20 protein-coding genes and 1 pseudogene are annotated in these 18,767 nt (G+C 61.6%); 10 read left to right on the top strand and 11 right to left on the bottom strand.

Going from position 1 to position 18,767, the window contains the following annotated elements:
* Positions 1-23 precede the first annotated feature (23 nt).
* Together C4J86_RS25110 and C4J86_RS25105 are read right to left on the bottom strand one after the other, a co-directional pair.
* Complete coding sequence (locus tag C4J86_RS25110) at positions 24-569, bottom strand: twin-arginine translocation pathway signal protein (protein WP_124372185.1); 546 nt, start codon at positions 567-569, stop codon at positions 24-26.
* Between the two features lie 27 nt (positions 570-596).
* Positions 597-2,039, bottom strand: a pseudogene (locus C4J86_RS25105) (coniferyl aldehyde dehydrogenase); the annotation flags it as partial.
* Between the two features lie 129 nt (positions 2,040-2,168).
* Between C4J86_RS25105 and C4J86_RS25100 the strand changes: the two are divergent.
* Together C4J86_RS25100 and C4J86_RS25095 are read left to right on the top strand one after the other, a co-directional pair.
* Entirely contained in the window at positions 2,169-2,840 is a 672-nt protein-coding gene (locus tag C4J86_RS25100) for a TetR/AcrR family transcriptional regulator (RefSeq protein WP_124372183.1), read from the top strand.
* A 33-nt stretch (positions 2,841-2,873) separates the two neighbouring features.
* Complete coding sequence (locus C4J86_RS25095; RefSeq protein ID WP_124372182.1) at positions 2,874-3,728, top strand: sulfurtransferase; 855 nt, start codon at positions 2,874-2,876, stop codon at positions 3,726-3,728.
* A gap of 297 nt (positions 3,729-4,025) precedes the next feature.
* Here the strand turns inward: C4J86_RS25095 and C4J86_RS25090 are convergent, their stop codons facing one another.
* The 4 genes from C4J86_RS25090 to C4J86_RS25075 all read right to left on the bottom strand — a co-directional run bounded on the left by C4J86_RS25090 (position 4,026) and on the right by C4J86_RS25075 (position 8,597).
* On the bottom strand, positions 4,026-5,021 hold the full coding sequence (locus tag C4J86_RS25090; RefSeq protein WP_124368707.1) for a hydrolase: 996 nt from the start codon (positions 5,019-5,021) through the stop codon (positions 4,026-4,028).
* 132 nt (positions 5,022-5,153) lie between these two features.
* Positions 5,154-5,759 carry a 16S rRNA (guanine(966)-N(2))-methyltransferase RsmD gene (gene rsmD, locus C4J86_RS25085; protein WP_124364821.1) on the bottom strand — a complete coding sequence of 202 codons (606 nt, stop codon included), beginning with the start codon at positions 5,757-5,759 and terminating at the stop codon, positions 5,154-5,156.
* On the bottom strand, positions 5,759-7,249 hold the full coding sequence (locus C4J86_RS25080; protein ID WP_124372181.1) for a pitrilysin family protein: 1,491 nt from the start codon (positions 7,247-7,249) through the stop codon (positions 5,759-5,761). Before C4J86_RS25080 ends, rsmD begins: the two co-directional genes overlap by 1 nt.
* Complete coding sequence (locus tag C4J86_RS25075) at positions 7,242-8,597, bottom strand: pitrilysin family protein (RefSeq protein ID WP_124372180.1); 1,356 nt, start codon at positions 8,595-8,597, stop codon at positions 7,242-7,244. The genes C4J86_RS25080 and C4J86_RS25075 overlap by 8 nt, the downstream gene beginning before the upstream one ends.
* A 231-nt stretch (positions 8,598-8,828) precedes the next feature.
* Here C4J86_RS25075 and ftsY point away from each other — a divergent pair, with 231 nt between their 5' ends.
* The 4 genes from ftsY to rpoH all read left to right on the top strand — a co-directional run bounded on the left by ftsY (position 8,829) and on the right by rpoH (position 12,880).
* Positions 8,829-10,208 carry a signal recognition particle-docking protein FtsY gene (ftsY, locus tag C4J86_RS25070; RefSeq protein WP_124372179.1) on the top strand — a complete coding sequence of 460 codons (1,380 nt, stop codon included), beginning with the start codon at positions 8,829-8,831 and terminating at the stop codon, positions 10,206-10,208.
* Positions 10,205-10,876 carry a cell division ATP-binding protein FtsE gene (gene ftsE, locus C4J86_RS25065; protein ID WP_003213784.1) on the top strand — a complete coding sequence of 224 codons (672 nt, stop codon included), beginning with the start codon at positions 10,205-10,207 and terminating at the stop codon, positions 10,874-10,876. The genes ftsY and ftsE overlap by 4 nt, the downstream gene beginning before the upstream one ends.
* Positions 10,873-11,895, top strand: coding sequence for a permease-like cell division protein FtsX (gene ftsX, locus C4J86_RS25060; RefSeq protein ID WP_124368703.1), 1,023 nt, complete (start codon positions 10,873-10,875; stop codon positions 11,893-11,895). The genes ftsE and ftsX overlap by 4 nt, the downstream gene beginning before the upstream one ends.
* Before the next feature lie 130 nt (positions 11,896-12,025).
* Positions 12,026-12,880, top strand: coding sequence for an RNA polymerase sigma factor RpoH (gene rpoH / locus C4J86_RS25055; protein ID WP_003176698.1), 855 nt, complete (start codon positions 12,026-12,028; stop codon positions 12,878-12,880).
* Positions 12,881-13,011: 131 nt separating this feature from the next.
* On the opposite strand, the gene mtgA is transcribed toward rpoH, so the two are convergent.
* Positions 13,012-13,734 (bottom strand): monofunctional biosynthetic peptidoglycan transglycosylase, encoded by a 723-nt coding sequence (gene mtgA / locus C4J86_RS25050; protein ID WP_124372178.1) that lies wholly within the window; start codon positions 13,732-13,734, stop codon positions 13,012-13,014.
* Positions 13,735-13,808: 74 nt separating this feature from the next.
* Between mtgA and C4J86_RS25045 the strand changes: the two genes are divergently transcribed.
* From C4J86_RS25045 to trmB, 4 genes are all read left to right on the top strand, one after another.
* A complete protein-coding gene (locus tag C4J86_RS25045; RefSeq protein ID WP_124372177.1) occupies positions 13,809-14,189 on the top strand; it encodes a DUF423 domain-containing protein in 381 nt (126 codons plus the stop codon).
* Between the two features lie 71 nt (positions 14,190-14,260).
* The gene (gene thiS, locus C4J86_RS25040; RefSeq protein WP_124430710.1) at positions 14,261-14,461 is read left to right on the top strand and encodes a sulfur carrier protein ThiS; all 201 of its coding nucleotides are present in this window, start codon (positions 14,261-14,263) and stop codon (positions 14,459-14,461) included.
* Between the two features lie 54 nt (positions 14,462-14,515).
* A complete protein-coding gene (locus tag C4J86_RS25035) occupies positions 14,516-15,310 on the top strand; it encodes a thiazole synthase (protein ID WP_124372175.1) in 795 nt (264 codons plus the stop codon).
* Between the two features lie 9 nt (positions 15,311-15,319).
* Entirely contained in the window at positions 15,320-16,045 is a 726-nt protein-coding gene (trmB, locus tag C4J86_RS25030) for a tRNA (guanosine(46)-N7)-methyltransferase TrmB (protein WP_124372174.1), read from the top strand.
* Between the two features lie 142 nt (positions 16,046-16,187).
* On the opposite strand, the gene C4J86_RS25025 is transcribed toward trmB, so the two are convergent.
* Genes C4J86_RS25025 through C4J86_RS25010 form a run of 4 tightly spaced genes read right to left on the bottom strand, consistent with a single transcriptional unit; the run spans position 16,188 to position 18,757 of the window.
* Positions 16,188-16,511 carry a DUF3392 domain-containing protein gene (locus tag C4J86_RS25025; RefSeq protein ID WP_016972961.1) on the bottom strand — a complete coding sequence of 108 codons (324 nt, stop codon included), beginning with the start codon at positions 16,509-16,511 and terminating at the stop codon, positions 16,188-16,190.
* A gap of 19 nt (positions 16,512-16,530) precedes the next feature.
* Entirely contained in the window at positions 16,531-17,733 is a 1,203-nt protein-coding gene (gene hemW, locus C4J86_RS25020; protein WP_124372173.1) for a radical SAM family heme chaperone HemW, read from the bottom strand.
* Entirely contained in the window at positions 17,730-18,326 is a 597-nt protein-coding gene (rdgB, locus tag C4J86_RS25015) for an RdgB/HAM1 family non-canonical purine NTP pyrophosphatase (RefSeq protein WP_164487805.1), read from the bottom strand. The genes hemW and rdgB overlap by 4 nt, the downstream gene beginning before the upstream one ends.
* Positions 18,323-18,757: a DUF4426 domain-containing protein gene (locus C4J86_RS25010; RefSeq protein WP_124372171.1), complete on the bottom strand. Its 435-nt coding sequence runs from the start codon at positions 18,755-18,757 to the stop codon at positions 18,323-18,325. Before C4J86_RS25010 ends, rdgB begins: the two co-directional genes overlap by 4 nt.
* Positions 18,758-18,767 lie beyond the last annotated feature (10 nt).

Genomic DNA, 18,767 nt, shown 5'->3' with positions numbered 1-18,767 from the left:
GTTTTTATTGTTGGGGATGCAAATCACATTTTCGGCGGGCCGGGATAGCCGCAATGGGCCCAGGACTCGGGCCGGAAGTACCAGGCCATGGTCACCAGCTTGAGCAGCGAGCCCTGGCCCATGCGCAGCAGGTTCAGGTAGCTGTTTTCCCAACGCTGCAGGAAGTTGCGGATCTGCTCCGCGCTGGCATTTTCCCAGCTGCCCCAGATACCCGTCAGCGGGCCTCGGGTAATGCCCATGCCGAGCACATCGAACAGCTGCTGGGTGAGCTTGAACATCTCGGGTGACAGGTGCTGCAGGCTGTAGTCGAGCTTTTTAAGGGTGTCTTCAATTCCGGCGCTGACGGCCTGGGCGCTGGCCGCGCCTTCCAGCAGTACCGGGATCACCGCGCGCAAAAATGGCAGGTCACTGGTCCGCAACAGCGCAAAGCCGCTGGCCGGCGTGCTGCTCGAGCAGCCGCTGAGGCTCGCCCCCAGCCCGGCGGTGGCCAGGAACGCGCTGGCGCACAGGCCGATTTTCAAGACGCCGCGCCGTGACAGCGCAGGTGTTTCAGTCAGGCTGGGGTTCATTGTTTTTTTGTCCCGCAGGTGAGGTTATCAGCGGATAAACAGCTTCTGGATCAACTTCTGGATGGTTTTCCCGTAGGGCGGGTAGATCAGCTTCGCCGCGTTCAAACGCTGTTTGACCAGCACGCCCTTGGCCTTGCTGAACGTCAGGAAACCTTCGTGGCCGTGGTAGTGGCCCATGCCAGAGGGGCCGATGCCGCCGAATGGCATGTCGTCCTGGGCCACGTGCAGCAGGGTGTCGTTCAGGCACACGCCGCCGGAGTGGGTCTCGTGGAGCACACGGTCCTGTTCGCGTTTGTTGTAGCCGAAGTAATACAGGGCCAGCGGGCGAGGGCGTTGGTTGATGTAGGCAAAGGCCTGGTCGATGCCGCGATAGGGCACGATCGGTAATAGCGGACCAAAGATCTCGTCCTGCATGACCGTCATATCGTCGCTTACATTCAGCAACAGGCTATGGGCCATACGGCGTGCTTGGCCCTGGTCGTAAAGCGGAATCAGGGTGGCGCCCTTGTCGGTGGCATCCTTGGCGTAGGCATTGAGCCTGTCCAGTTGCCGCTCGTTGATGATGGCGGTGTAGTCCGGGTTGTCGGCCAGGGTCGGATAAAACCCGCGAATCGCGTTGGTGTAAGCCTCGACAAAACCGTCCACACGTTCCTCCGGCACCAGCACATAGTCGGGCGCCACGCAGGTTTGCCCGGCGTTCAAGGCCTTGCCGAAGGCGATACGTTCGGCGGCGTCCTTGAGCGGCACGTCGGCGGACACAATGGCTGGCGATTTGCCGCCCAACTCCAGGGTGACCGGTGTGAGGTGTTCGGCGGCGGCCCGCATCACATGCCGGCCGATGCTGGTGGCGCCGGTGAACAGCAAATGATCGAAACGCAACCTGGAAAATGCCACGCCGACGTCAGCTTCGCCGAGCACCACGCACACCAGGTCTTCGGGGAAGATTTTTGCCAGCAATGCCTTGAGCAGTTCGCCGGTGGCCGGCGTGGATTCGCTGAGCTTGAGCATTACCCGGTTGCCGGCGGCCAAGGCTCCGACCAGCGGACCGATAGCCAGGTACAGCGGGTAGTTCCACGGCACGATGACGCCGACCACACCCAGCGGTTGGTAAATGACTTTGGCCGACGCGGGCTGAAAGGCAATGCCTACAGCACGCCGAGAAGGTTTCATCCAGCCTTTGAGGTGTTTACTCGCGTAGTGAATGCCGTGCAGGCTGGGCATCAGTTCGGCGAACAGGGTTTCGTCCGCGCTGCGATGGCTGAAGTCCTGGCTGATCGCATTGATCAGCGCCTGGCGTTCATCGCTGAGCACATCGCGCAGGGCCTTGAGCCATTGCTGGCGTTGCGCGGCCGGCGGCATCGGGTTGGCGGCATAAGCACTACGTTGGGCGTCGAACAGGATCTGGAGTTGATCCAGCGCCTGGGATTGCTGCAGGTAGGCAACGTTGGCAGACATGGCGCGGTCCCGGTTGTTATAGGTCTGCCTGGATTTTTAGAGTCATTACTCTAAATTGTCAAATAACATTGCAGTAACAACCAGATTTATCCTGACCCGGATAGGCCGTAAGATGCCTCATCCTGTGTTTGGAAGCTGAGCCCTATGGCACCACGAGTAAAGACCAGCGAGCGAATTGTGCAAACCAGCCTGGAGCTTTTTAACCAGCAGGGGGAGCGCAGTGTCAGCACCAACCATATCGCTGCCCATATGGAGATTTCCCCGGGCAACCTGTACTACCACTTCCCCAATAAGCAGGCGATTATCGCCGTGCTGTTCCGTGAATACGAAACGTTGGTGGACAGTTTCCTACGCCCGCCCCAGGGGCGGGCGATGGTGGTGGAAGACAAACGCTTTTACCTGCAGGCGGTACTGGCCGGCATGTGGCGCTACCGCTTCCTGCACCGCGACCTCGAACATTTATTGGAAAGCGACCCCGAGCTGGCCACGGGCTATCGGCGGTTCTCCCAGCGCTGCCTGATCCAGGGCGGGGCAATCTACCAGGGCTTTGTCGACGCCGGCATCCTCACGATGGACCCGGTGCAAACCGAGGCCCTGACCCTCAATGCCTGGATCATCCTCACCTCGTGGGTGCGTTTCCTGTGCACCACCAATGAAAATTCCACCCATTTGAGCGCCGAAGCGATAAAACGTGGGGTCTATCAGGTGCTGGTGCTGGAGGCGGGGTTTGTCACGCCTCAGGCAAAAACGGCGGTGGATGCGTTGTTCAAAGAGTTTTACGTGCCATTGAACCAGGCATTGGAAGAAGTGAAGTAAGACCTTTCCCCTTTGTATGCACAGGAGTCAGTCATGCCACTTGCTCAACTGATCAGCCCCCAGGCATTAGCCGAGCGCCAAACGTCGGCCGGGCTGGTGATCCTCGATTGCCGTTTTGCCCTGGAAGACCCGGATTACGGCCTGTGCAGCTATGCCGAAGGGCACATCGAAGGGGCGCAATATGCCGACCTGGAGCGCCATCTCAGCGGCCCGGTGATCAAGGGCGTGACCGGCCGTCACCCGCTGCCCGCGGCGCACGCCTTCATTCAGCAATTGCAGGCATGGGGCATCAGCGCTGACACCGACGTGGTGCTGTATGACGACGGCCCAGGGGCCTTTGCGGCTCGGGCATGGTGGTTGCTGGCCTGGCTCGGCAAGCGCGAGGGTGTGTTTATCCTGGATGGCGGCCTCAAGGCGTGGCACGCGGCGGGCTTCCCATTGAGCCTGGATGCGCCGGTGGTCGAACCAGGCACGTTTGCCGGTACGCCGGATAATCGATTGGTGCTCGATGCCGAGCAGTTACAGAAACGCCTGGGCGAACCGGGCATGACGTTGATCGATGCTCGCGCCCAGGCGCGTTTTCGTGGTGATGTGGAGCCCATCGACCCGATCGCCGGGCATATTCCAGGCGCGCAATGCGCGGCCTTCAATGAAAACCTTGGCAGTGATGGGCGCTTTTTGCCGGCTGAGCAGCTCAAACAGCGTTTTGCTGCGCAGTTGCAGGGCCGGTCGCCGGATGAGCTGGTGGCGTATTGCGGTTCGGGTGTGACGGCGTGCCATAACCTGTTTGCGTTGGGCTTGGCGGGGTACCCGTTGGGCAAGTTGTATGCGGGGTCTTGGAGTGAGTGGATTACGGATCCAGCGCGGGAAATTGCCACTGGCGACTGAGCAATCGGCCTGCGAACCCAATCAAAATGTGGGAGGGGGCTTGCTCCCGATAGCGGAGTATCAGCTAGCTTATCTTTAGCTGATCCACTGCAATCGGGGGCAAGCCCTAATGCCAGTCAGTTAAGAAGTAGAAAGGGTAAAAAGTAACCTGTGGCGAGGGAGCTTGCTCCCGCTGGACTGCGCAGCAGTCCCATTTTTGGGGCCGCTTCGCGGCCCAGCGGGAGCAAGCTCCCTCGCCACAGGTACAGTGTTCGTCCTTAACTGACTGGCATTAGGGCAAGCCCCCCTCCCACATTTTTATCCGTGTTGTGCCAGTAGCCATTGGGGGATGCGGCGTTCCAGGTAGTAGCCGGGGCGTTTCAGCGAACCCTCTACAAACCCCACATGCCCGCCCTTGGCCGTCAGCTCGAACTCGGTACAGTCTGATAGCTCACTGGCTTCGGGCAAACTGTGGGCAAACACAAACGGGTCATCCGCCGCCTGGATAATCAACGTCGGCGTGCGGATAGCGCCCAGGTAGTAGCGACTCGAGGCGCGGCGGTAGTAGTCCTCGGCGCTGAGGAAACCGTGCAGCGGCGCGGTGACCCGGCCATCGAAATCCCAGAACGTGCGCATTTTCTCCAACGGACCCAACGCCTCCAGGGTGTTGAGCCCGTCTTGTCGGCCGTCCTGCAAAAACTGGCGTTGCTTGACGCGGATATAAGCCAGCATCTCGCGCATAAAGTGCTTCTGATACACCCGCGAAAAGCCAATCCCGATGCGATCCGCGCATTGATCCAGGCGAAACGGCACCGATACCGCCGCCGCGCCTTGCAGCCCGGAGGCGTCGCCGGTTTCCCCCAGGTGCTTGAGCAATACGTTGCCGCCCAAGGAATAACCCACCGCATATAACGGCGCCAACGGCCGCTTGGCACGCAGATGGGCGATCGCTGCCGCCAGATCTTCGCTGGCACCGGAATGGTAGCTGCGGGCCAACAAATTCGGCTCGCCTGAGCAACCGCGCCAGTTCAAGGCTGCGCTGGCCCAGCCTTGGGCCGCGAGCGCCTTTTGCAGGCCGGCCACGTAGGGCGAATTGGACGAACCGGTCAGCCCGTGCAGCACCAGCACCAGAGGCGCGTGCACGTCATGTGGGCCGTGCCAGTCGAGGTCCAGAAAGTCGCCGTCCTCCAGCCACAGGCGTTCGCGCTGACGCTCGATATGCGTGGTGGGACGCCATAGCGGCCCCCACAGCGTTTGCAGATGGGGGTTGCCGAGGCCGAAGGCGGGGGTGAAGCGGTCCACAGATGCCGTCATGAAATACTCGCCGCCGGACGAACTTACCCTGACTCCTGTAGGAGCGAGCTTGCTCGCGAAAAACGTAAACGATAACGCAGCGCTATCAGGCAGCCCGTGTCGCCTGTTCGACCTTCGCGAGCAAGCTCGCTCCTACAGGGTGCGGTGCCACAACGCGTAATAAACCCGCCCGGACTTCTGCTCGCGGTGCAAGCGCCAGCTCCCCGGCAGGCCGAGCGTCGACGGCGCTGTCTCGCTTTCAGTGTAGACCCACGCATCCGGCGCCAACCATTGGCGTTCTTCCAGCAATGCACACACGGTCGGCAGCAGGTTCTGGTTGAACGGTGGATCGAGGAACACCACGTCGTATTCGCTGGCCGCCTGGGTTTCCAGGTAGCGCAAGGCGTCGGCGGTCTGAACCTGGCCGTTGGTGCAGCGCAACGTGCCCAAGTGTTCCTTGAGGCTGGACACCGCCACATTGCTCGCATCCAGCGCCTGGGCCTGGGAGGCGCCACGGGACAGCGCCTCCAGGAACAGCGCCCCACTGCCCGCAAACGGGTCGAGCACCTTGGCGCCGCCGATGTAGGGCGCAAGCCAGTTGAACAAGGTTTCGCGCACGCGATCTGGCGTCGGGCGCAGGCCCACGACATCGGGGAAGCTCAGCTTGCGGCTGCCCCATTCACCGCCAATGATGCGCAGTTGGCCCACACCGTTATGTACGTTGTGGACAGGTTTTTTCGGGCGAGATGAACTGGCCATTAATGCTCCGGAACCCCGAGCGGCTGCTCGGCGGGTTTATCAGTGGGGGGCGGTAGTGGCTTTTGCGCAATCGTCGGGCCGGCGGTCACGATGACCATCTTGTCGGCGCTCAAGTGTTTGTTCATTGCAGCCTTGACCTGCTCCACGGTCAGGGCCTGAGATTGTTTCATGAAATCCTCCAGATAGCTCAGCGGCAGGTTATAGAAACCCATGGCGCCGAGCTGCCCGACGATATCGGCGTTGCTCGCGGTGGACAGCGGGAAGCTGCCGGCCAGTTCGCGCTTGGCATCATCCAGCTCCTTCTGGGTGGGGCCGGTCTTGAGGTAGTCGGCCACGACGTCTTCGACCAAGCGCAGCGTGCCGCCGCTCATTTCGGCGCGGGTCTGCAGGTTGATCATGAACGGGCCGCGCACCTGCATCGGCGAGAAGCCGGAGTACACGCCGTAGGTGAGGCCGCGTTTTTCACGCACTTCGCTCATCAACCGCGTGCCGAAACCACCGCCGCCCAGAATCTGGTTGCCCAGGGACAGTGCAGCGTAGTCCGGATCGGCGCGATCGATGCCCAACTGGGCAAACAGCAGGTGGGTCTGCTTGGAGGGAAACTCGATGCGGCTCAGGCCGGCCTTTGGCTCGGTTGGCTGGGCAATCTTCGCCAAGGCCGGGCCCTTGGGCAACGCGGCAGAGACCTTGGCGGTCATGGCTTCGGCTTCGGCGCGGGTCAGGTCGCCCACCACCGCGATCACTGCATTGCCTGCCGCATAAGCCTTGGCGTGGAATGCCTGCAGCTGTTGCACGGTAATCGCCGGCACGCTTTCAGGCGTGCCTTCGCTTGGGTGGGCATACGGATGGTCGCCGTACAGGCGCTTGAACAGCTCGATGCTGGCCAGCTTGGCGGGGTTCTGTTTCTGGTATTCGAAGCCGGCCAGGATCTGATTCTTGATGCGTGCCAGTGAGTCGGCCGGGAAGGTCGGCTTGCCGATCACGTCATCGAACAGCGCGAGTGCGGCATCGCGTTTGTCGCTGTCGCTCAAGCTGCGCAGGGACACCAGGGCCATATCGCGATAGGCGCCATTGCCAAAGTCGGCCCCCAGGCCTTCAAAGCCGCTGGCGATCTGGCTGACGTCCTTGCCCGGCACGCCTTCGTTGAGCATAGCATTGGTCATCAGGGCCAGGCCCGGCACATCGCCGTCCTGGCTGCTGCCGGCGGCGAACAGGATGCGCACGTCGAACATCGGCAGTTCATGGGCTTCGACGAACAGCACCTTGGCGCCTTCGGCGGTGGTCCAGGTTTGCACGTCGAGCTTGCGGTTGGTCGGCGCCTTGCCGTCCAGTTCAGCCAGCGATTGCAGTGTGTTGGCCGTTTGGGCCTTGTCCAGTGCCTGGCTGGCGACCGACTCGCTCGGGCGCAACAGGTACACGGCACCGGCCGCGATCAAGGTGACGGCGATCAGGCCGGGCAGAATCAGGCGGTTGCTCTTGCGGTCACTCATGAGCGGTCTCCTCAGGCAAAACATGGGCGACGCTCAGACGTTCGCGGGTGAAATAGGTGCGTGCAGCTTTTTGGATATCTTCCGGGGTGACGCTTTGCAGGTCGGCAAGCTCAGTGTCCATCAGCTTCCAGGACAAGCCGACGGTCTCCAGCGAGCCGATCGCCGTGGCCTGGCTGGTGATGGAGTCGCGCTGGTAGACCACGCCCGCAATCACCTGGGCGCGGATGCGCTCCAGTTCTTCGGCGGTTGGCGGCTTGGCTTTGAGTTCTTCCAGCAGGCGCCACAGGCCGGCTTCGGCTTGGGCGACGGTTTTTTTCTTCTGCTGGTTGGGCGTGGCGGTCAGCATGAACAGCGTGTCGCCGCGGGTGAAGGCGTCATAATCGGTGGAAGCGGCTGAGACCAGTTCTTCACCCCGCTCCAACTGCTCGGAGATACGCGCGCTATAACCGCCGTCGAGCAGGGCCGAGATCAGGCGCAGGGCTTGTACCGAACGCTTGTCCTCGGCGGTGGCCAGGCTCGGCACGTTGAAACCGAGGAATACGCTGGGCAGCTGGGTTTGCACATGCAGGGTCAGCAGGCGCTCGCCGGGCTCGGCCAGCTCCATCGGGACCTTGGCGGGCGGGACGTCACGCTTGGGGATCGGGCCGAAGTAGCGCTGGGCCAGGTTTTTCACCTCGTCCGGCGTAACGTCACCGACCACTACCAGGGTCGCGTTGTTCGGCACGTACCAGGCCTGGTACCAGTGGCGCAGTTCCTCGACCTTCATGCGCTCAAGGTCAGCCATCCAGCCGATGGTGGGCGTGTGATAGCCGCTGGCCGGGAAGGCCATGGCCTTGAAGCGTTCATAGGCCTTGGACATCGGGTTGTCGTCGGTGCGCAGGCGGCGCTCTTCCTTGATGACCTCGATTTCGCGGCTGAACTCATCGGCCGGCAGACGCAGGCTGGCCATGCGGTCGGCTTCCAGTTCGAAAGCCACGCCCAGGCGGTCACGGGCCAGCACCTGGTAATAAGCGGTGTAGTCATCACTGGTGAAGGCGTTTTCTTCGGCGCCCAGGTCGCGCAGGATCAGCGAGGCTTCGCCGGGGCCGACCTTGGCGCTGCCCTTGAACATCATATGTTCCAGGGCATGGGACAAACCGGTCTGGCCCGGGGTTTCGTAGCTCGAGCCGACCTTGTACCAGACCTGGGAAACCACCACCGGCGCGCGATGATCTTCGCGCACGACCACCTTGAGGCCGTTGTCGAGGGTGAATTCGTGGGTGGGTTGTGGGTCGGCAGCCAAAGCTGAAAGGGGCAGACAAACTGTGCTGAGCAGCAGGCCTGCGGCGCGGCGGGCTAGAGCATTCATTCGTTTTTTAACCTGTTGGACTGCCCGCTTGGTCTTAGCGTCGGCGGGCGAGGAGGTGCTAGGATACCGATCCGACTTAGGGGCGGCCACTGCGGCTGTCTTGTTGAGGCTCTATTTTGGCCTTCAAAATGTTGCGCATGAACGAGCTGGCTAAAAAACAGTCTGTTACGCATCGAATTTTATTTACCGAAGCGCCTGCTGGCGCGTCGCTACCTTGAGATAGCCGTCTCCATGTTTGGTTCCAACGACGACAAGAAGACCCCAGCTGCGGCTGGCGAGAAGAAAGGCCTGTTCGGATGGCTGCGCAAAAAGCCGCAGGAAACCGTCGTCGAACAGCCACAGGTTCAACCTGAACCTATCCCTGAGCCTATAGTAGAAGCCGAGCCGGTTGCCGAAACACCGGCGCCGACGGTGTTGCCGATGGCCGAGCCGGTGCTGCAGCCTGCGGTCGAGCCAGAGCCAGAGCCAGAGCCAGAGCCAGAGCCAGAGCCAGAGCACAAGCCGTGGCCGCAACTGCCGGTGGCTGAGGAGCCGGTGGCGCTGGTTGAAGATGTGCAGGTTGAGCACGTAGCGCCGCCTATTCCTACGGTGGTTGAACCCGTAACGACAGTCGTGCAGACGCCACCCGCCGCCGAAGCCCCCGCGCCTGCCGTCATCGAAGAGCCGGCCGCTGAAACCAGCAAAACCGGCTTTTTTACCCGTCTCAAGCAAGGTCTGAGCAAAACCAGCGCCAGTATCGGCGAGGGCATGGCCAGCCTGTTCCTCGGCAAGAAGACCATCGATGACGAGCTGCTGGAAGACATCGAAACCCGCCTGCTCACCGCAGACGTGGGCGTCGAAGCCACCGCCGTGATCATCCAGAGCCTGACCCAGAAGGTCGCCCGCAAGCAGCTGACTGACGCCGACGCGTTATACAAATCCTTGCAGGCCGAGCTGGCCGCCATGCTTAAACCCGTTGAAGCGCCGCTGGTGATCACCCCGAAGAAGCCATTCGTGATCCTGGTGGTAGGCGTCAACGGCGCCGGCAAGACCACCACCATTGGCAAGCTGGCGAAAAAACTGCAGTCCGAAGGCAAGAAAGTCATGCTCGCCGCCGGCGACACCTTCCGTGCCGCTGCCGTTGAGCAACTGCAGGTGTGGGGCGAGCGCAACAAGATCCCGGTGATCGCCCAGCACACCGGTGCCGACTCCGCGTCGGTGATTTTCGATGCCGTGCAGGCCGCCAAGGCCCGGAACATCGATGTGTTGATCGCCGACACCGCCGGCCGCCTGCACACCAAAGACAATTTGATGGAAGAGCTGAAGAAAGTCCGCCGCGTGATCGGCAAGCTCGACGCCGACGCCCCGCATGAGGTGCTGCTGGTCCTGGACGCCGGTACCGGGCAGAACGCCATCAGTCAGGCCAAACAATTCAACCAGACGGTGCAACTGACCGGCCTGGCATTGACTAAGCTCGACGGCACGGCCAAGGGCGGTGTGATTTTCGCCCTGGCCAAGCAGTTCGGGTTGCCGATTCGTTATATCGGCGTCGGTGAAGGCATCGACGACCTGCGCACCTTTGAAGCCGAACCCTTTGTACAGGCACTGTTTGCCGAGCGGGAGCGTTCATGATTCGATTCGAACAGGTCGGTAAACGCTACGCCAACGGGCATGTGGGCTTGCATGAGCTGAGCTTTCGAGTACGGCGGGGCGAGTTTTTGTTCGTGACCGGGCATTCCGGCGCCGGTAAGAGCACCTTGTTGCGCCTGCTGCTGGCCATGGAGCGCCCGACCACCGGCAAGCTGCTGCTGGCGGGCCAGGACCTGGCCACCATCAGCAATGCGCAGATCCCGTTCCTGCGCCGTCAGATCGGCGTGGTGTTTCAAAACCACCAGTTGCTGTTCGACCGCACGGTGTTCAACAACATTGCCTTGCCCCTGCAGATTCTCGGGCTGTCCAAGGCCGAGATCGTCAAGCGGGTCGATTCAGCCCTGGAGCGCGTGGCGTTGTCGGACAAGACCGACCTCTACCCCGGCGACCTGTCCACCGGCCAGCAACAGCGCGTCGGTATCGCGCGCGCCATCGTCCACCGCCCGGCCTTGCTGCTGGCAGATGAACCCACCGGTAACCTCGACCCGCGTTTGGCGGCCGAGATCATGGGGGTGTTCGAAGACATCAACCGGCTGGGCACCAGCGTGTTGATCGCCAGCCACGACCTGGCGCTGATTGCGCGCATGCGCCATCGCATGCTGACCCTGCAACGCGGTCGTCTGATCGGCGACGGGGAGGCTGGCGTATGAGTGCAACACGCAGCCCTAAAGTATCCGAACGCGTGGCGCCGAAACCGGCCGACCCGCAACCGAAAAAGAAAAAACACGACGAAGACGACGGCCCGGACTTCGGCACCCTGTTGCGTGCCTGGATCGAAAGCCACCGCGCCAGCCTGCTCGACAGCCTGCGTCGCCTGGGCAAGCAGCCGATCGGCAGCTTTTTCACCTGCCTGGTGATGGCCGTGGCCCTGAGCCTGCCGATGGGCTTGTCGTTGCTGCTCAATAATGTGGAGCGCCTGGGCGGTTCCTGGCAGCGCGCGGCACAGATTTCCCTGTACCTGAACCTCGACGCCAGCACCAAGGACGGCGAGGGCCTGCGCGACGAGATCAAGAACCTGCCAGGCGTGGCGGATGCCGAATACATCAGCCGCGATCAGGCGCTGGAAGAGTTCCAGCAACAATCCGGCCTGGGCGAGGCGCTTAAAGAGCTGCCGCAGAACCCACTGCCGGGCGTGGTGCTGGTGACGCCCAATGAAGTGGACAAGCCGGCCCTGGAAGCCCTGCGACAAAAACTCGCAGAGATGCCCAAGGTGCAACAGGCGCAACTTGATCTAGTCTGGGTAGAGCGCCTGGCCGCGATCCTCAAGCTGGGCGACCGCTTCGTGTTCGGTTTGACGGTACTGTTGGTGTCTGCATTACTTTTGGTGATAGGTAATACCATTCGTCTTCATATTGAAAACCGCCGCACCGAGATAGAAGTGATTAAACTGGTCGGCGGCACGGACAGCTATGTGCGTCGTCCTTTTCTGTACATGGGCGCGCTTTATGGCTTTGGTGCCGGGATTTTGTCCTGGGGCGTGCTGGCTTTTGGCCTGGACTGGCTGAACGATGCGGTTATCGGGCTTGCCGGCTTGTACGGCAGCGATTTTGCCCTGGCAGGGGTGCCGGTAGCCGATGGTCTGAGCCTCTTGCTTGGCGCGGTATTGTTGGGGTATATCGGTGCGTGGATTGCGGTGGCACGGCACTTACGTGAGCTGGCACCGAAGTAGTTAATGTCAGGGTAATGTAGTTTCGTTTGTATTGACCTTGTCAGCAGTTTAGGGAACTTGTCCTACGGTTCCCCGGTCAATTTTCGCAGTGCTGAACTGCACGAGTTATGTGAGTCGGAGGTTTTTTCGTATGACCACTTCTTTGCAACCTGCTTATGCCTTGGTCCCGGGTGCGAACCTGGAAGCCTATGTGCACACGGTAAACAGCATTCCCTTGCTGACGCCCGAGCAGGAGCGTGAACTGGCCGAGAGTCTCTACTATGAGCAGGATTTGGGGGCGGCTCGGCAGATGGTGCTCGCCCACCTGCGTTTTGTCGTACATATCGCCCGTAGCTATAGCGGCTACGGCCTGGCCCAGGCTGACCTGATTCAGGAAGGCAACGTTGGCCTGATGAAGGCGGTGAAGCGCTTCAACCCGGAAATGGGTGTGCGCCTGGTGTCGTTCGCCGTGCACTGGATTAAGGCGGAAATCCACGAGTTCATCCTGCGCAACTGGCGCATCGTGAAAGTCGCGACCACCAAGGCCCAGCGCAAGCTGTTCTTCAACCTGCGCAGCCAGAAGAAACGCCTGGCGTGGCTGAACAACGAGGAAGTCCACCGCGTGGCCGAAAGCCTCGGCGTGGAGCCCCGTGAAGTGCGCGAGATGGAAAGTCGCCTGACCGGCCATGATATGGCCTTCGATCCGGCTGCCGAAGCAGACGACGACAGCGCCTTCCAATCGCCAGCCAACTACCTGGAAGACCACCGGTACGACCCGGCGCGTCAACTGGAAGACGCCGACTGGAGCGACAACTCCAATCACAACCTGCACGAAGCGCTGGAAGTGCTGGACGACCGCAGCCGTGACATTCTTTACCAGCGCTGGCTGGCGGAAGAAAAAGCCACGCTGCACGACCTGGCGCAGAAGTACAACGTGTCGGCCGAGCGGATTCGTCAGCTTGAGAAAAGCGCGATGAACAAGCTGAAGCTGTCGATCGCCGCCTGATCCAGCTGGCAATGCTGGGTCAAAATGTGGGAGGGGGCTTGCTCCCGATAGCAGAGTATCAGTCGACATATGAGTGACTGATCCACCGCTATCGGGGGCAAGCCCCCTCCCACATTTGTTTCTGTGTTGTGTCAGTCGGACCAGGGAGCCTTGCGGGAGTTGTGGAGCTCTACCAGGTAACCATCCCCGCCAAGCTGACTCATCTGCTGACGAATCCACGCCGCGCGCCGCGCCACATAGGCGGTCGGATGACTGGCACTCCACACCCGTGGGTTCGGCAACACCGCCGCCAGGTAGCTGGCCTGCTGACGCGACAGCCCTTTGGCGCTCACTCCAAAATGATGCCGCGCCGCTGCTTCTGCACCGAACACACCCTCGTCCCACTCCACGCTGTTGAGGTACACCTCAAGGATGCGCTGCTTGGGCCACAGTACTTCGATCAACCCGGTAAACCAGGCTTCCAGGCCCTTGCGCAGATAGCTGCGGCCGGTCCACAGGAACAGGTTCTTCGAAACCTGCTGGCTCAAGGTGCTGGCGCCGCGAATCGTGCCGCCGCGCTCGTTATGCACGATTGCCGCCTGGATCGCGCCAAAGTCGAAGCCCCAGTGCTGCGGGAAACGCTGGTCTTCACCGGCCATCACCGCCACTTTGAGGTCGTCGGAAATCTCGTCCCACGCCACCCAGCTGCGCTGCAGGTCGATAGGTTCGCCGTCGATCCAGGATTCGACCTTGCGCTCCACCATCAGCGCAGTGAACGGCGGCGGTACGACGCGAAACAGCAGCACCAGCAGCACACTGCCGATGGCGAACCATTTCACGACGTTGAGAAAGCGATTGATGAGGACACGCAGCATAGAGATGGCTTGGCCGAACCCGTTGAGCGGGCCATTATACAGACCCTGCCCGATGAGTCTGACTGGAGTTCCTCATGCTGCGTAGCTTTCTGATGCTGGCCGCCTTTTTTGGCTTTACCGGTGTCGCCCTCGGCGCGTTCGCCGCCCATGGCCTGAAAAACCGTCTGAGCGCCGACTACCTGGCGATCTTCCACACCGGCGTGACGTATCAACTGGTGCACACCCTGGCGTTGTTTGGCGTGGCGCTGCTGGCCGCGCATATTCCTGGCCGACTGGTCACCTGGGCGGGCATTTCATTTGTGGTCGGCATCTTGCTGTTTTCCGGCAGCCTGTATCTGTTGACCCTGACCGGCATCAGCAAACTCGGGATCATCACGCCGTTCGGCGGGCTGGCGTTTCTGCTCGGCTGGTTTTTCCTCGGCTTGCTCGCCTGGCGCCTGCAACTGACCGCTTGACGCTTGAAGCTGACCTTCAGCGCCCAATCGCGTTAGAATGCCGGCCCCTAAAAACGATGGCGGCCCGTGGCATGCGCATTCAGTTGAACGGCGAACCCCTTGAACTGCCCGACGGTGAAACCGTCGCGGCCCTGCTGACCCGCCTGGACCTCACCGGGCGTCGCGTCGCAGTGGAGCTCAACCTGGATATCGTCCCGCGCAGCCAGCACGAAGGCACCACGCTCAGCGATGGTGACCGTGTCGAAGTGGTGCACGCCATCGGCGGCGGCTAGTCGCCCCGGCCGTAACGCATTCTGCAGAACCTCACCCCATTACGAGGATTTCCCATGAGCATCGTTCGTAGCGACAAGCCTTTCGTCCTGGCCGGTCGTACCTACCAGTCCCGTCTGCTGGTCGGCACCGGCAAGTACCGCGACATGGAAGAAACCCGTCTGGCCATTGAAGCCTCGGGCGCCGAAATCGTTACCTTCGCCGTACGTCGTACCAACCTCGGCCAGATCGAGGGCGAGCCGAACCTGCTCGAAGTGCTGTCGCCGGACCGCTACACCTTCCTGCCGAACACCGCTGGCTGCTTTGACGCCATCGAAGCCGTGCGCACTTGCCGCCTGGCCCGTGAGCTGCTCGACGGCCACAACCTGGTTAAGCTGGAAGTGCTGGCCGACCAGAAAACCCTGTTCCCCAACGTGATCGAAACCCTCAAGGCCGCCGAGACCCTGGTCAAGGAAGGCTTTGACGTGATGGTCTACACCAGCGATGACCCGATCATCGCCCGCCAGCTGGCGGAAATCGGCTGCATCGCGGTGATGCCACTGGCTGGCCTGATCGGCTCCGGCCTGGGGATCTGCAACCCTTACAACCTGCAGATCATCCTTGAAGAAACCAGGATCCCGGTGCTGGTGGATGCAGGCGTGGGCACTGCCTCCGACGCTACCATCGCCATGGAGCTGGGCTGCGACGCGGTGCTGATGAACTCGGCCATTGCCCATGCCCAGCAACCGATCATGATGGCCGAAGCCATGCAACACGCAATCGTCGCGGGCCGCCTGGCCTACCTCGCCGGGCGCATGCCGAAAAAACTCTATGCCAGCGCCTCTTCGCCGCTGGATGGCCTGATCAAGTAAGAGCTATTGATGACTGAATCAAACGAAACGCCGAACCCCGTGGAAGCAGGCGACGAGTCCAAGCACCGCCGCATCAAGAGCTTCGTGATGCGCGCCGGACGCATGACCGAAGGCCAGCAAAAAGGCCTGAAGCAAGGCACGTCGCTGTTCGTGTTGCCCCTGGCCGATGCGCCGGTGGACTTCGACCAGGTGTTCGGTCGCTCGGCCCCGCGGTCCCTGGAAATCGGCTTCGGCATGGGCCATTCCCTGCTGGAAATGGCGGCGGCCGCGCCGGACCAGGATTTCATCGGTGTAGAAGTGCACCGCCCAGGTGTCGGCGCGCTGTTGAACGGCGTGCTGACCCAGGGCCTGACCAATCTGCGGGTCTACGACTGCGACGCGATTGAAGTGCTCAACCGCTGCATTGCCGACAACAGCCTCGACCGGCTGATGCTGTTCTTCCCCGACCCATGGCACAAGGCCCGTCACCACAAGCGTCGCATCGTCCAGGCTTCCTTCGCGGAACTGGTGCGCAGCAAGTTGAAAGTGGGGGGCATCCTGCACATGGCCACCGACTGGGAACCCTATGCCGAATACATGCTGGACGTGATGAACGTCGCCCCCGGCTACCGCAACCTGGCCGAAGACGGCAAATGCGTACCGCGCCCGGCAGAGCGCCCAGTCACCAAGTTCGAACGCCGTGGCGAGAAGTTGGGGCATGGGGTGTGGGATTTGAAGTTCGAGAAAGTCGACTGATAAGCCGTTGGCTTGAAATGCAGTAAAAATGTGGGAGGGGGCTTGCCCCCGATAGCGGTGGGTCAGCCAAACATGTGTTGTCTGACACCCTGCCATCGGGGGCAAGCCCCCTCCCACATTTGGATCTGTGTTGGGTTTGCGGTCAGCGGCGGTCGGCGACGACGCCAATCAACACCAGCACCACTACCAGCACCGGCGCGAGGCTGTAGTTATTGAACTGGCTCAGCCCGCGCACGATCCAGGGCGTGGCGTAGATCAGCGCCGCGCCGCTGCCGATCATGCACACCAACGCCATCAGGGGGACGCGCAACGCGCCGGCGATGCTGCCCAGGCGGGCTTCGACCCAGCCCTTGATGTCTGCGCCGAACAGCACCAGCAAACAGCCGACCAGCGCCAGGGAGATTTCCGACAGGTTGCTACGGCTCCAGCGGGATACGGTGGCGAGCAGGTCGAGTACCAAATCCATTCGATTTCCTTAAGAGCGATCAGCTCAAAAACGTCTGCAACAGGTCATTGAGAAAGAGTTGCCCGCGGTCGGTCGCCGCCAGGCGTGACGGTTCGACCTGCATTAAGCCACTTTGTTCTGCCTCGCGGCGGCCTTCGGCGAGGCTCGCCAGGTCAAGGCCGGTGCGCTCGGTGTAAAGCCTGGCGTCTACGCCTTCGGTGAGGCGCAGGGCGTTCATCAGGAACTCGAACGGCAGCTCTTCATTGGTCAGTTCTTTCGCCCCCGCCTGGAAGCTTTTGGCCGGGTTGAGGTAGTCCTTCGGTGCGCGGGTTTTCCAGGTGCGCACGATGCGCCCGTCCGGATGGCTGAGCTTGCCGTGGGCGCCCGCGCCGATACCGATGAAGTCGCCAAAGCTCCAGTAATTGAGGTTATGCCGCGCCGGTCGACCGGGTTGGGCATAGGCCGACACTTCATATTGTGTGTAGCCGTGCTCGGCGAGCAGCGCCTGGCCGGCTTCCTGGATGTCCCACAGGGTGTCGTCTTCCGGCAATGCAGGGGGCTGGTTCCAGAACACCGTGTTGGGTTCCAGGGTCAACTGGTACCAGGACAAGTGCGTCGGCTTCAATGCGATGGCTTGGCGCAGATCGGCCAGGGCATCGTCCAGCGACTGATCGGGCAAACCGTGCATCAGGTCCAGGTTGAAGTTATCGAACCCGGCCTGGCGCGCCATACCCGCAGCGCGAATGGCTTCATCGCCGTTGTGGATGCGGCCCAGGGCTTCGAGCTTGGCCTGCTGGAAGCTCTGGATGCCGATGGACAGGCGATTGATCCCCAGCTTGCGGTACGCCACGAACTTCTCTTGTTCGAAGGTGCCGGGATTGGCTTCCAGGGTGATTTCGATGTCGTCGGCAAACGCGATGCGCGCTTGCACCCCTTCGAGCAGGCGCCCCAACGCGGCAGCGCTGAACAGGCTCGGGGTGCCGCCGCCAAAGAAGATCGAGCTCAGTTTGCGGCCATGAACGGCGTGCAGGTCCTGGTCCAGATCCGCCAGCAAGGCGTCCACATACGCTTCTTCCGGCAGCACGGTGCTCGCGGTATGGGAGTTGAAGTCGCAATAAGGGCATTTGCGCACGCACCACGGGATGTGGATGTACAGCGCCAGGGGCGGCAGCACAGGCAACGCCGACCGGGGTGTTTGCGCGCCGCCGTGGATCAGTGGCAGCGCCTGGGTGTGGTGGGTCATTTCAGGCTCAGGCGTTGGCGCAGCAAATCCATTGCGCGGGCGCGGTGGCTGATCTGGTTCTTGTCGGCCGGGCTCAGTTCGGCGCTGGAGACATTGCGCTCCGGCACCCAGAACAGCGGATCGTAGCCAAAGCCATGCTCACCGCTGGCTGCATGCAGGATGCGCCCGTGCCACAAGCCTTCGCAGAGGATCGGCAAGGGGTCATCGGCGTGGCGCACCAATGCCAGCACACAGACGAACTGCGCACCGCGCATCGCGTCCGGCACATCCTTGAGCGCGTCCAGCAGCTTGGCGTTGTTGGCCGCATCGCCCTTGCCATCGGCATAACGCGCCGAATAGATGCCCGGTGCGCCACCGAGGTAGTCCACCGCCAGGCCCGAATCGTCCGCCAAGGCCGGCAGGCCCGAGAGGCGCGCGGCATTGCGCGCCTTGAGGATGGCGTTCTCGACGAACGACAGCCCGGTTTCTTCCGGCTCGACCTGGCTGAACTCACCGATCGAGCGCAGCTTCACCGCGTCACCGAGCATGGCCTGCAATTCTTTGAGTTTGCCGGCGTTATGGCTGGCGAGTACGAGTTGAGTGAGGTTCATCAGTCGGCCGGAAACAGTTCTTGGTTGAATTGGAAACCATGGGCTTTGCCGCCGGTTTCAACATTGATGGTAAACGTCTTGTATTCCCGCTGGGTCACGGAGTAGGGCGCAAGGTAGCTGACACCGCCTTTCTCTTCGATCTGCTTGAACGTCAGGATTTCGCTCTTGCCGCCCAAATCCTTGATGGTGCCGGTCACTTGGGCCGCGACGGGGGTTACGCCCTTGATCACGGTCACATTGATCAAGCCCTTGTCCTTGCTGCGCACCACGCCGACCTTCTGGGCGGTCTCCGGCGACAGAAAGCTTGAAGTGAAGGTGTTGTAGTGAACGGTGATATCGCCGAAGTCTTTCTTGCGGTTAGCGTCGATAGCGTCCGCAGCCATGGCGCTGGCGCCCAGGCAGGCGGTCAGGAGAAAAACAGCCAAACGACTCATGAGCGTCCCT

Origin of the sequence: Pseudomonas sp. R2-7-07, from assembly GCF_003852355.1 — a bacterium.
GTDB lineage: Bacteria > Pseudomonadota > Gammaproteobacteria > Pseudomonadales > Pseudomonadaceae > Aquipseudomonas.
Note: the sequence above shows the minus strand (reverse complement) of the source record. Positions and strands in the feature narration are given on the sequence as shown.